The sequence below is a fragment of the Vibrio sp. 1874 genome (genome assembly GCF_033344395.1).
Lineage (GTDB): Bacteria > Pseudomonadota > Gammaproteobacteria > Enterobacterales > Vibrionaceae > Vibrio > Vibrio alginolyticus.
Map to the genome: position 1 here is coordinate 565,385 of NZ_JAWPOR010000001.1, position 12,304 is coordinate 577,688.

Consider the following 12,304-nt stretch of genomic DNA (forward strand, 5'->3'; position numbering starts at 1 on the left):
GATGGTATCAAGCATCAAAATTTAATTTAGAACCTTTGATTGTCGTGAACTCTATCTGGAAGAGTTAAGGGGGGCGTTTAAGGGCAATTTTCCTCATAAAGTCGTTATTTAGAAAAAGGTAAATTAATGTTTTTATTGATAATTGTGAGTTTTTTGGGAGTGGGATTGCTCCCATTTAATTAGAGTAAAAGACCTATTTTTGGGAGCGGTTTCATAAATTTTATGACACTGATTTCACTGTTTGAGCTGTAAAGAATATAAATCCCCACTCAATGTATGTTAATAATCAATGAGTGTTGTTATGTCTCATATCCGTTTTTTCCCGCGCCATCGTTTGGCGCTTGCTTGTATGCTAGCGAGTGTGTCTGGCTTCTCTTTTGCACAAAATCAGTGTGCTGTTGCTGATTTACAACAATCGCGAGATCTGGCTACTGCCGTTTCTGGTGCTGAGTATGATTGCTACCACGCTTGGTTTTCAGCACCTTCAGAAACGCTGAATGATATCTATAGTGAAGCGAGCCTAAGCCGTATCCAAGTCGCGCTGGATCAAGAAATCGCTCGCTATCGTGGTGAAGCAGATCAAGCTCGTATTCTAGAGAACCTAGGCGAATTTATTCGAGCGGCCTACTACGTTCGCTACAACGCTGGTACTGGTACACCTGAGTTTTCGCAAGCGTTGAGTCAGCGTTTTGCTCAGTCGACGAACCTATTCCTAAACAACCCTCATGCTTTGGATCAAGGTCGTGAACAAGTTGGTGCAATGAAGAGCCTGACTTTGATGGTTGATAACGTTAAGCAGTTGCCGCTGACCATGGATAGCATGATGGCCGCGTTGATGCACTTTAATCGTGAAACCGCGCAGGACACGCAATGGGTCGATGGTTTAAACAACTTGTTCCGCTCTATGGCAGGCCATGCGGCGAACGATGCGTTCTACCGATACATGGCAAACAATACACACCATATTGATACGTTGGTGAAATTCGCATCTGATAATGCTTGGGCATTAGATACGGATGCAAGCTTTATCGTTTTCAATGCATTACGTGAAACTGGTCGTTTGCTCGCGAGCCCAGATCAGGAGACCAAACGCAAAGCATTGGCAGTAATGCAACAGGTGATGCAGCGTTATCCACTGGGTAGTGAGCATGACAAACTATGGCTTGCTGCCGTTGAAATGATGAGCTACTACGCACCAGAAGGCCTAAATGGTCTGAATATTGAGCAAGCCAAGCAAGATTTAGCTGCACGTGTAATGCCAAATCGTTTTGAATGTCAGGGACCTGCCATTATTCGCTCTGAGGATCTGACCGATGCTCAAGCAGCGAAAGCGTGTGAAGTGCTAGCGGCAAAAGAAGCCGACTTCCATCGAGTTGCGAATACGGGTAATCAACCTGTCGCTGATGATTTGAATGATCGTGTTGAAGTGGCGGTATTCGCGAGTAACACTAGTTACGTTGATTACTCTTCATTCCTATTTGGTAATACAACGGACAACGGTGGTCAGTACCTAGAAGGTGACCCTTCAAAAGCGGACAATACTGCGCGTTTCGTCGCTTATCGCTACGCGAATGGTGAAGATCTCTCTATCTTGAACCTAGAACATGAATACACGCACTATTTAGATGCACGATTTAACCAATACGGTTCGTTCAGCGATAACTTGGCTCATGGTCATATTGTTTGGTGGCTAGAAGGTTTTGCTGAATACATGCATTACAAGCAAGGTTACCAAGCTGCGATTGAGCTGATTGCAGATGGTAAACTTAGCCTTTCCACTGTGTTTGATACCACGTACTCTCACGATACCAATCGTATCTATCGTTGGGGTTATCTAGCTGTTCGATTCATGTTAGAAAATCATCCACAAGACGTCGAAAGCTTGTTGGCATTGTCGCGCTCTGGCCAGTTCGAACAATGGGCACAGCAGGTGACGTCTTTAGGTCAACAATACGATGCTGAGTTTGAACGTTGGTTGGACACATTAAAAGTGGAACCTGAGCAACCTGATACAGACCCAGAAGAGCCAACAGAACCAACAAGCCCTGAAGCACAAGTGACTGAATTGACGGCGAACCAAAGCCTTCAGCTCAGTGGCGAAGCATACAGCGAAAAACTGTTCTACGTTGATGTTCCAGCCAACACCGTTAACTTCAATGTATCTATTGAGGGTGCGGGTGATGCGGATCTTTACATGAGCTACAACAAAGTCGCGCATTACTATGATTTCGAAATGAGTCAATATGCTGATGGCAGCAATGAAGAGATTGTGTTTGAACCAGAGCAAGATGGTTACGTTAAAGCGGGTCGTTACTACATCAGCTTAACTGGACGTGATAGCTATGACTCAGTGAATCTTGTGGCTGCGTTAGAAGTGGAAGCGCAAACACCGCCAACCCAAGTGCAAGATGATTTAGCACCTGTGGTATTAGAGTCTGGTGAAGCCAAAATGCTTACCGTTCACAAGCAGCGTTATGCAGCAGTTTATGTGCCTGAAGGTGTTGAAGAGGTTCGTGTATGGCTAACGGCTCACTCTCAAACTGGTAATGTCGATCTATACGCGAGTAGGGAGCATTGGCCTACAGTAGAGCAGCACGAGTATGCGTCCAACTATGCAGGCAGCAATGAATACCTTGCGATTCCTGTTACTGAAGCAGGGTACGTGCACTTCGCTCTTCAGGCTCCAGAGCAAGGCGATGACGTTGAAATGCTAGTGCACTTCAACTAAACAGGTTCGATTAACTAAAGTCGAGATAAAACGTCGCTGATACAGCGACGTTTTTGTTTATATCGGACACGATTATAAACAAACAGCGGCGAATGCTAGTTAATCGGCTGATCTATCGAGTTATCAGTTGCCCTTTTTCTAAACGGCTTTAGGTTTGTATTGCAATTTACCGCGCACATAAACTTTTTTAGCGACGCGTTCTGTGACCTAGCTTCTGATTTGTGCTTCCCAAATGGATACAATATATATGCACCCCGTGCAATAAAGTGAAAAGGGAAAGACATGAAAACGCTTATTTATGAAACGTTGATTAGCCTTGCTAACCAAGAACCAGAACAACATGCAAGAATCCGACAAAATCTCTATGAACAGTTGGATCTGCCGTTCGATAAGCAGCTGGCTTTGTATTCTTGTGCCCTTGGTCCTGCAAGTTCAGGCAAGTTGGAGAGCAGTCAAGGCATTAACAACGCGGTAGATTGCGCGGTTAAACTGCTTGAAACTCCTGAGCGCTAATTCACTCGTTGTTTTAATCACGGCCCGAACCCCAAGGGCCGTTTTTAATTGCGGTTAAATTGATTTCAACGTCGTTTTTACTCTGCTCTTTCCGCTAGCACTTCTTTGAATGCAAACATGCCGTTTAATGCCGCGGGAAAACCTGCGTAGACGGACATCTGCAAAATGATCTCTTTAATCTCATCCTCGCTACAGCCTACATTCAGCGCTGCATTTAAGTGCACTTTTAGTTGCGGCGCGCAATTCCCCATTGCCGTTAGCGCGGCGACGGTTGCGATTTCTCTCGATTTTAGGTCTAAGCCCGGGCGAGCATAAATATCGCCAAACGGATACTCAATGGTGTACTGAGCTAAATCTGGACAAATATCTTGTAAGGTTTCGATGACATTATGACCAGCGTCGCCATCAATTTGAGAGAGTAGTTCTTATCCTTTGTTAAAGCGTGATTGTTCCATCGGTATGTTCCTAGTGAATAAACGTAAACACACCTTAATCGTTAGAGTTAACTCTAAGTCAACGAACTTTTCCGCTTTTATACAAGGCAATTTTTTCTTCTAGAGCCGATAAGTGCTTTTTCTGTTGCTCAATGTGGCGTTTGAGGTTTTCTTGGTGTTGTTCTAACAGGGCTTGACGTTGTGGTACAGATTGAGAGCCGACTTCCCTTAATTTGGCATACTCTAGAATCTCTTCAAGTGGCATTGCAGTTTCTTTTAAACGCTTAACAAAGCTTATCCAGTTTAGATCTTTCGAACTATACATTCGATGTCCACTCGCGTTTCTATGGACATGTTTAAGTAAACCGATTTTTTCATAGTATCGAAGTGTATGAGCAGATAGCCCGACGAGGTCAGAAAATTCTTTGATATTCATTATTATCCTCCAAGGTAGAGCATACCCCATAGAGATAAGCTAAGTTTCGCATTTTGAAGTCATTTCGGGACAGATACAAACAGAAATCTTTAGTCTTTTAACGCTAGGTATGGTGATTTACTGGATTTTTGAAACGCGCCAAACGTGATCCATCTGCCAGTTTCGTTTTATTAACAATTGATTACTCAACGGGTTGGCTTGGCTATTTTTATCCTTTGGGCCTATTTTAGGGCGTACATAGGTCTTATGTTCTATCTTTTTAAATTTAAGTTTTTGTTAATCAAAACAATGCCTTAGTTTTGTGTTGGTCTGTTCGGGTTGTATGTCGTGTGCCCGTTATTCACTCAGAACGATTTATCGCTGTGCAATGGATGAGTCGCTACGCCTTCGATTTCAGCCTTGAGTTAGTGCTAAAAGGGTGAGTGCCTCTGATGAATAGCTTTTATAATTTCGATTATTGAATTCACTCACAAAAAAATGCAAACAAGTAATCGTGAGTGGAAACGAGCAGGAGAACAACATGAGTGGCTCACAGGAAACACAATCATTCGGTGCAAACGTTATCTTACATGCGTTTGATTGGAAGTATGCTGACATTGCCCAACGAGCAAAAGAAATCCGCGAGCTTGGTTATGGCTCTGTGTTGGTTTCGCCACCAATGAAAAGCGCACACGATGAGCGCTGGTGGCAGCGTTATCAACCACAAGATTATCGTGTTATCGATAATGCTTTGGGTGATACCAAAGATTTTATTCATATGGTTCGTGAACTGGAGCAAGTTGGTGTGTGGGTTTATGCCGACGTAGTGTTTAACCATATGGCAAATGAGGCCCACCTTCGCAGAGACCTTCAGTACCCAAGACAAGAGGTCTTGGAGGAATACCAGAACAACAAACAGAAATATCAGTCGCTAGCGTTGTTTGGCGATCTATCTCAACCACTTTTTGATGAAGAGGACTTTGTTGAAGCATTCGGCATCAAAGACTGGAAAGATAAGTGGCAGGTTCAAAACGGACGTATCACAGGTGGACCAACCGATCCTGGCTTGCCAACTCTTCGTGTTTGTGACCATGTCGTTGAGCAGCAGCGAGCGTACCTAAAGGCGCTGAAAGCTATTGGTGTGAAAGGTTTTCGTATTGACGCTGCGAAACACATGACGTTAGAGCATCTTAAGCGTGTTTGGACAGACGACATCACGCGGGATGTGCATATATTTGGTGAAATTATTACCGATGGCGGTGCGACGGAAGAAGAGTATCAGCTGTTTCTTGAGCCGTATCTACAGGAAACTCGCCTAGGTGCGTACGATTTCCCTTTGTTCTCAACCATGTTTAAGGCGTTTGCTAAAAAGGGCAGCTTCAAGTCTCTGATTGATCCCTATTGTTTTGGTCAGGCTTTGTCCCCCGGTCGTGCGATTACATTTGCTATCACACATGATATTCCTAACAATGATGTCTTTCTTGATCTCATCATGGACGAGGAAAACGAATGGTTAGCTTATGCCTATATTCTAGGCCGAGATGGCGGTGTGCCGTTGATTTATACCGACTTAAACACCAGCGGTATTAAAGGTAAAAATGGTCAGCCAAGGTGGCAAGGTGCATGGAGCGACCCGAGAATGGCAAAAATGATCCAGTTCCATAATATGACGCATGGCGAGCCGATGAGTGTTCTTGAAGGTAACGATGACATGCTCGTACTTAAGCGAGGTGACAAAGGTATTGTGGTGCTTAATAAATCACAGCGTCAACAGTCTTTGACATTAAAAACGGATGGCAATTGGGTTGATTTGATGACAGAACAAATCATTCCAACTGACGGTAAGTTAATCGTACCATCTAAGTCGTCGATGTTACTTGTCGCGAACTAGAAGATGTACACACCGAGCTTAGCAACTTCGGTGTGTATGTTTTTCATCGTCATTCACGTTCTGCTGAAGTTCAATAGAAACTCAAACTCTCTCGTTTTTGCTAGAAATTTATGAGCACTCGTTAACGCAACATTCTGCTTTTAAAAAACCAATTACGTCATCTAAGCACTGATACTCTGCAACACAAAAAAGGGTTCTACCCTCGCGGCGCTGGGTGAGAAGACCAGCTGAAGCAAGGCTCGAGATATGATGAGAGAGAGTGGATGCTGGAATGCCAAGCTTTTCTTGTACGCCGCCTACCGCGATACCTTTGTATCCCGCTTTGACGACTTCTTTGTAAATACTTAAACGAGTCGGATGCCCTAACTCTTTTAGTGCTTTAGCAACGGCTTCAAGCTCCATACTGACCTCTAAAGAATGACCACAGTAATTTTGTTTCGATAATAGGGAAAGTCTCGGTAAATGCCAACTATTACGATCTCAGAACAATTTAAATCAGATGAGATTCATGCTGGCTAATGCCTTCATGACAACAATTGTCTGTTCTAATGAGACAGATCAATCTTCATTATTATTTCACGCCACGTTCAAAATCCCTCGTCTACACTCAATGTTGAGTTGTCAGTTGGCAGACCAAGGAGGCGGCCATGATTGCGGTTCATAGAGATTATTGTTTGTCTAACAGTTCGGATTTACATGCCCACGTTAAAGTCAACCCTGTTGGTAAATTAGAAGTTGAGATTGTTGAACTTCAAGAGCGCCACACCACAGAGTTTGATGATTTGTCTTTTGAGAGTCGTGGGTGTGAAACTCGAATCTGTGGTAAAGAAGACACAACTCCGTGGCAGTTCAATCTTGCAGTTACTGATGCGTTAGAGCTTTCTCATTTAGTGGAAGAAGCAAACGAAGAGTATGAGATTTTAATGAATGATCTTATGTAATATCGAGAAGATCATTTTATCCTGCACGGCGTGTGGCTCTGTACTGAAAAAATAAAAACCTCCCAAGTGGGAGGTTTTAATATGGAGTGCGTTATCGTTGGATAGGCTCTTCTCTTGGTGGTGTTAGCTCTTGGACGTTATCTTCATTAAAATCATCGGCGTAACCTTTAGGTGGCGGTGTCCAACCACGTTCTGACCGCGATAGTTTGTCATGACGATCTTTTTGCATCTCTTCCGCCATTTTCTCCTCTAACTGAATAAACAGTTGTCGGAAATTGTTGTCATAGCGTTCACCTTCAGAATCATCTTCCCAAGCTTTGTAGAGTATTTCTGACTTACGTGCTTCAACACGCTTATATGTCGCCTTCTGCTGTTCAACAAAGAAGGGGTGAATGCCAAGGGCTTTCATTGTGTGACCGCCCATCTCCAATGCAGAATGGTAGGTCTCTGATTCAATAATATCAGCCCCCGCTTGACGCAAAAGATAGCCATGTCCACGGTCAAAGGCACGTGCAATCACTGTTACTTTTGGGTACGTGTGCTTAACGTACTTCACCAGTTCTACACTCGATTCTTGGTTATCAATCGCCACAACCAACGCAGCGGCGTGCTCAATGCCGGCTGTATGTAGCATATCTGGTCGAGTCGCGTCGCCAAAATAGGCGCGAGTGCCAATCTGGCGCATGTTATCGACTTGGTCAGATTGATGGTCAAGTACCACGGTAGTCACGCCGTTTGATACCAATAGGCGATTCACTATTTGTCCAAAGCGGCCGATGCCGGCGATGATCACCGTGCCTGTTTCCTCAATCGTATCGCTTTCGCGTTCATTTGACTGGCTTTCAAAGCGCGGCAGAATCACTCTATCAAACAGAATAAACAAACCTGGTGTCAGGAACATCGAAATCGCAACCACTAACGCAAGAGTTTGTGAAAGTTCAAATGGGATGACGTGGTTTTGCACTGAAAAGCTTAGAAGCACAAAGCCGAATTCACCTGCTTGAGCCAAGCTTAGGGTAAACAGCCAGCGGTTGCTGCCTTTCACCCTAAATATCAGTGCAAGAATAAACAGCACCAAGGCTTTCAAAACCATCACGCCAATAGTCAATGCCATGACCAACCAGAAATCACCAAAAAGGACCGAGAAGTTGATCCCTGCGCCAACGGTAATAAAGAACAGACCTAACAATAGGCCTTTAAATGGTTCGATATTGGATTCTAACTCGTGGCGGAATTCACTGTTCGCCAATACAACGCCAGCCAAGAAGGTTCCTAAGGCAGGAGATAAGCCCACTAAACTCATCAGTGCAGCGATACCAATGACCAGCATGAGTGCAGTTGCGGTAAAGATTTCTCGCAAACCAGAGCTAGCCACATAATTGAGCAGAGGTCGACTTAAAAAGTGTCCACCAACGACGACGATTGCAATCGATGCTGTGATTACGATGCCGTATGCCCAGCCGGGCAACCCCGCAACGAGGCTTAATTCTTCATGGTGCGCTGCGGCTGTTTGAGCCGCGGACTGTGCCTGTTCAATTAATTCAGGTAAGGCCAATAGAGGAATGAACGCCAACATTGGTATCACTGCAATATCTTGAAAAAGCAACACGGAGAAAGCGTTTTGTCCACCTTCCGTCTTCGTTAATCCTTTTTCGCTAAAAGTTTGCAAAACAATCGCAGTAGAAGAGAGGGCGAAGATCAAACCTATGGCTAAGGCTATGGTCCAAGGCTGGTCAAAATACAAGGCAATACCCATAATCGCCGCGACGGTACCGCCGACTTGCAGACCTCCTAAGCCCATTAAGCGATTGCGCATCGCCCACAACATTTTGGGTTCGAGCTCTAAACCAACGAGAAACAGCATCATCACCACGCCAAACTCGGCAAAGTGCTGGATTGTTGTTGTTTCTTCACCGACTAAACCGATAATTGGGCCAATGACCACACCTGCGATGAGATAGCCTAAAACGGACCCAAGTCCCAAACGCTTAGCAAGTGGGACTGCAATTACAGCAGCAATCAAATATATGAAGGCTTGTAAGAATATTCCTGTCATGAAGCCTCCTTAATGAGCTCTGGCAATGCGCTGTTAAGCTTGATTAATGACGCCGCAGCTTCAACATCCAACCTATCTTCGACTAAAGCTGTTAGCAGGCTCTTGTACCGCTCAACATGACGAGGGATTCGCCCTTCTTCATCTGCTGTACGTGCGCCAAACATCGCGAGAGGGGCAATGTAGTTCATGCCGGTCAGTGCGGACATTTGTTCAATGGGCGCAAGCAGTTGACGAATCGTAAAGTGGTTGTAGCCCTCTGCCTTATAAGCTTCTTCTTTGCCCCCTGCAGACAGCACACAAAGCATGGTCTTGCCTTGCAGTGCTGTGCCATCTGTACCGTAAGCAAAGCCATATTCCAAAACCAGATCTTGCCACTCTTTTAAAATCGCAGGCGTTGAATACCAATATAGTGGGAATTGGAAAATCACCACGTCATGCTCACGTAAGCGTTGCTGCTCACGGTCGATATTAATATCGAAACGAGGGTATTCGCCATAGAGATCAACACATGTCACGCCTTCAATTTTTTGAGCTTCTTTGAAAAGTGGAGTATTCACTTCTGAACGATGCTGGGAAGGATGAGCAAAGAGAATGAGTACTTTTTTATTTGCCATAGGGATCCTTGCTATCTAAATAACCATGCCCAGTAGGAGCGCGGGTTGGTTAGAAAATGTAACTCATAAATGATCGCCAAGCTAGTTTGGAAAACTGTTTAAGCTGTTTCAATATCAATAAAAAACCACCAAATAAATTGGTGGTTTTGGGAAGCGTTACGTTTTACTAATCATGAATAGGGACGACTAGAATATCCACCGGTGACTTGTTAATTAAGTGTCTGGAGTAAGAAATAATCTTGCTCCAGAAATCTTGGTGGTGACCACAAATCAGAAGATCCACTTCTTGCTCTTTAATGGTGACCTCTAATTTATCAGCCAAGTCGCCAGTACCTACGAAGAAATGTTTAAGTGGGTAATCCATGTAATCACTAAATGTTTTTAAACATTCCATTGAATGCTCATTCAACGGCCTTTGATCCGGGTTTTCTTTGATGTCTACAAGCTCACGATAGATTTCTCCGTGCGTACCATCAATATGAATAAAGGATATATCGGAGTCGAGATAGTTTGCCATTGATACCGCTCTGTCGATAAGCACGGTGCTTTCATCTGACAGTTCGAGTGCAACAAGGATATGTTTGTATTTCATAACCACGCCCTTATGTGGATTATCTTTACCCTAAGCATAGTATGGCTTGGATAAAAATTGTGTTGCTAAGATCTCGAAATTGTTCAAAGACTTGTTAAAAAGTTAATGTGATATAACAACTTACTGTGAAACTTTCTTTTTGTTCACATTTGGTTAGAAAGCTTGCTTCTTGAACAAAAAAGCGGCTACACTCTGCGCATCATTTCTCTAGGAGATTACGCCAACATGAAGAACTAAACCTGTTATCCATATTTTTACTTATTTTTTGGATCTGCAGGGTTAGTAGGCGTAGCTCACTTTCCGATATTTCTTTGCAACAAGACGACTTTTTGATTTGACGTATATCGTCGAACTTTACATAGAGCTTAATGCGTTTGTGCACGCGTTTTGTTGCCATTTCAAATCATAGCTACGGCTGTTGTCCCTGTCATACAGGAGGCAAATTATGCCAGTTTTACAAGCTTTTAATGTTAGCCATCAGTTTGATAATGGCGATACGCTATTCCAGTCTATTTCTTGTTCCATGACTAAACGACGTGTAGGTTTGGTTGGGCGCAATGGCATCGGTAAGTCGCTTTTGGCTTCCATTTTGGCGGGCGAAACTCAGCCTGCCAGCGGTGTTGTGACTGCTCCCTCTTCTTTCATGATGTATCGCCAGCAGCCGTCTGATCTGCTTTCAGGTCAGCAATCGATCGCCCAGTTTCTGGGAACAGACTCGGCCTTACATGCTTTGAAGCAGATTGAACAAGGTGATGTTTCTGAGCATTGGTTCGAACTGGTTGGCGAACAGTGGGATATTGAACTGAAACTCAAACAGCAGCTTGCTGCGATGGGCTTGCCGCAAGACCCTGATTTCTCTTGTGCTCGGCTCAGTGGTGGTCAGTTGGCACGTTTGCAGTTATGGCAGTTGTTTGAAAACGAAACGGAGCTTTTGATTCTCGATGAACCATCCAATCACCTCGATATCGAGGCGAAACAATGGCTGATAGAGTCTATGACGCATTTCAGCGGCGCGATTTTACTCATCAGTCACGATCGTGAGCTGCTGCGAGAGATGGAGGAAATTTGGGAACTCTCGGGCCTAGGCTTACAGGTTTTTGGTGGAAACTACGATGTGTACGCCGAGCAAAAACGCACTGAACTGCAAGCGATCGAGAGGCAGTTAGCGCAAGTCGATAAACAGAAAAAACGGTTAGCCGAGCAAGCCCAAAAAAATCGCGAAAAAGCAGACCAACGCGCCGCGCAAGGGAACAAACTGCGCAAAGACGGCAGTCAGCCCAAAATTTTGCTTGATGGAAAAAAGGATAGCGCGACCGCCAGCGCCTCAAATCGCAATAAGAATGAGCAACTCAGACAAGCGCATTTACAAGCCAAAGAACAGGCGTTGCAATTGCGACATGAGCAACTCAAGGCGCAAAAGCTTTATCTTACAGATAATCCGAACCGTTCGCGAAAAGTATTGTCGATACAAGAAGGTATATTACCTTTTGGGAATTCTACACCTATCACGTTGCAGATTTTTGCGAACGACAAAGTCCATCTCAAAGGGAAAAATGGCTGCGGAAAATCAACCTTGTTAAAGACGTTGCTTGGCGAGTTATCGTTGCAGAGTGGTGAGCTGAAAGTGAATACGCCTTTGTATTATCTCGACCAACATTTTGGTGCAGTGAATCCAAATCTTTCGTTACTTGAAAACGTGATGGAGAGCTGCCAAGAGATGACGGAAAGTGAAGCGAGGACCTTATTGGCCGGGATCGGTTTTCGTCGAGATGCTGTGTTTCGGTTGGGGCGCCTACTGAGCGGTGGCGAGAAGATGAAGCTCGCGATGCTGATAGTCAGCCACCAAAACTCTCAGCCTTTGCTGCTGCTTGATGAGCCAGATAATCATCTCGATCTGGAGTCAAAAATAATGCTTAGTCAGGCGTTAAATGTATACAAAGGTGGATTTGTTCTGATTAGTCACGACCAAGATTTCGCTTCTGAGTCTGGGGTTTTGCGCCAAATCAAGCTGACTTAGACGAAAGAGAGTAAACGCCATCGTGGCTCTTCAGTATTGTTCCCAAGTTCTACACTTCCACTTACTAGTTTGTAGAACTGGAAGGAAATGAGGGAGTTAGGAT

Annotated in this window: 11 protein-coding genes; 5 read left to right on the forward strand and 6 right to left on the reverse strand. The window is 44.3% G+C overall.

All coding sequences use genetic code 11. From position 1 onward, the window contains the following. Positions 1-301: 301 nt before the first annotated feature. On the forward strand, positions 302-2,728 hold the full coding sequence (locus R8N46_RS02560) for a M9 family metallopeptidase (protein ID WP_005375382.1): 2,427 nt from the start codon (positions 302-304) through the stop codon (positions 2,726-2,728). A 282-nt stretch (positions 2,729-3,010) separates the two neighbouring features. Continuing rightward, positions 3,011-3,241 carry a PAS factor family protein gene (locus tag R8N46_RS02565; protein WP_005375384.1) on the forward strand — a complete coding sequence of 77 codons (231 nt, stop codon included), beginning with the start codon at positions 3,011-3,013 and terminating at the stop codon, positions 3,239-3,241. 77 nt (positions 3,242-3,318) lie between these two features. On the opposite strand, the gene R8N46_RS02570 is transcribed toward R8N46_RS02565, so the two are convergent. Further along, positions 3,319-3,651 carry a carboxymuconolactone decarboxylase family protein gene (locus tag R8N46_RS02570; protein ID WP_258870117.1) on the reverse strand — a complete coding sequence of 111 codons (333 nt, stop codon included), beginning with the start codon at positions 3,649-3,651 and terminating at the stop codon, positions 3,319-3,321. A gap of 103 nt (positions 3,652-3,754) precedes the next feature. Then, positions 3,755-4,111, reverse strand: a complete 357-nt coding sequence (locus tag R8N46_RS02575; protein WP_005375386.1) for a MerR family transcriptional regulator — start codon at positions 4,109-4,111, stop codon at positions 3,755-3,757. Positions 4,112-4,631: 520 nt separating this feature from the next. Between R8N46_RS02575 and R8N46_RS02580 the strand changes: the two genes are divergently transcribed. Beyond that, complete coding sequence (locus R8N46_RS02580; protein WP_005385092.1) at positions 4,632-5,981, forward strand: alpha-amylase family protein; 1,350 nt, start codon at positions 4,632-4,634, stop codon at positions 5,979-5,981. Positions 5,982-6,089: 108 nt separating this feature from the next. Here R8N46_RS02580 and R8N46_RS02585 read toward each other — a convergent pair whose 3' ends face one another. Further along, a complete protein-coding gene (locus R8N46_RS02585) occupies positions 6,090-6,383 on the reverse strand; it encodes an ArsR/SmtB family transcription factor (protein WP_005375388.1) in 294 nt (97 codons plus the stop codon). Positions 6,384-6,628: 245 nt separating this feature from the next. On the opposite strand from R8N46_RS02585, the gene R8N46_RS02590 reads away from it, so the two are divergent. Then, positions 6,629-6,922, forward strand: coding sequence for a hypothetical protein (locus tag R8N46_RS02590; RefSeq protein WP_005392536.1), 294 nt, complete (start codon positions 6,629-6,631; stop codon positions 6,920-6,922). 91 nt (positions 6,923-7,013) lie between these two features. Here the strand turns inward: R8N46_RS02590 and R8N46_RS02595 are convergent, their stop codons facing one another. The 3 genes from R8N46_RS02595 to R8N46_RS02605 all read right to left on the reverse strand — a co-directional run bounded on the left by R8N46_RS02595 (position 7,014) and on the right by R8N46_RS02605 (position 10,184). Continuing rightward, positions 7,014-8,978 (reverse strand): monovalent cation:proton antiporter-2 (CPA2) family protein, encoded by a 1,965-nt coding sequence (locus R8N46_RS02595; RefSeq protein WP_005385095.1) that lies wholly within the window; start codon positions 8,976-8,978, stop codon positions 7,014-7,016. Next, the gene (locus R8N46_RS02600) at positions 8,975-9,592 is read right to left on the reverse strand and encodes an NAD(P)H-dependent oxidoreductase (RefSeq protein ID WP_005375391.1); all 618 of its coding nucleotides are present in this window, start codon (positions 9,590-9,592) and stop codon (positions 8,975-8,977) included. Before R8N46_RS02600 ends, R8N46_RS02595 begins: the two co-directional genes overlap by 4 nt. A gap of 166 nt (positions 9,593-9,758) precedes the next feature. After that, positions 9,759-10,184, reverse strand: coding sequence for a universal stress protein (locus tag R8N46_RS02605; protein WP_005375398.1), 426 nt, complete (start codon positions 10,182-10,184; stop codon positions 9,759-9,761). A 445-nt stretch (positions 10,185-10,629) separates the two neighbouring features. On the opposite strand from R8N46_RS02605, the gene R8N46_RS02610 reads away from it, so the two are divergent. Beyond that, the gene (locus R8N46_RS02610; protein ID WP_213972129.1) at positions 10,630-12,201 is read left to right on the forward strand and encodes an ABC-F family ATP-binding cassette domain-containing protein; all 1,572 of its coding nucleotides are present in this window, start codon (positions 10,630-10,632) and stop codon (positions 12,199-12,201) included. The last annotated feature ends 103 nt before the right edge of the window (positions 12,202-12,304 follow it).